Source organism: Hydrogenophaga electricum, from assembly GCF_030160815.1.
GTDB lineage: Bacteria > Pseudomonadota > Gammaproteobacteria > Burkholderiales > Burkholderiaceae_C > Hydrogenophaga > Hydrogenophaga electricum.
In genome coordinates, this window is sequence record NZ_BSPB01000201.1 from 1 (window position 1) to 537 (window position 537).

Annotated in this window: 1 protein-coding gene; it reads right to left on the reverse strand. The window is 74.7% G+C overall.

Annotation, left to right across the window (positions count from 1 at the left end; translation table 11 throughout):
• On the reverse strand, positions 1–537 hold a 537-nt coding region (locus QQK43_RS23365), incomplete at both ends, for a beta-ketoacyl synthase chain length factor (RefSeq protein ID WP_284309663.1).

Genomic DNA, 537 nt, shown 5'->3' on the forward strand with positions numbered 1-537 from the left:
GCGCCACGGCGGCGGCGCTGTCCGCAGGCCCCACGGCCAGGCGGGCCAGCGAACGCCCGGTGTGTGCCGGGGTCAGCAGCAGCGCCAGCCCGGCCGCGTCGGGGAACGGCCGCGTCGCGTGCAGCGGCTCGGGGTATTCGCTGTCGTAGCACACCAGCAGCACGGGCACCTGGTCGACCTGGACCTGCGCCAGCGCATCGAGCAGCCCCGCGCCCAGGCTGGCGTCGTGCGCACACAGCACCTGGCACGGCGCCATGCTGCGTGTGGCGATGCCCCAATACCCCGCAGCCGCGTTGTGCACCGAGTTGTGAAAACGGGTGGGCGAGACCTGCCGGTCGTCACCGGCCAGTTGTTCGCACAGCGCGTGGCAGTTGTGGCCATCGGCCTCGGAGGCGGCGAACACCGTGGCCAGCGTCGCCGCGTCGGCGCCCGCGTGTTCCACGGCCTGTTGCCCCAGCGCCAGCGCCAGGCGGATGACGCGGCTGGCACGGCGGCGTTCGGCCGGCGGCAGCAGCGTCGGGGCCGGCAGCACCGACG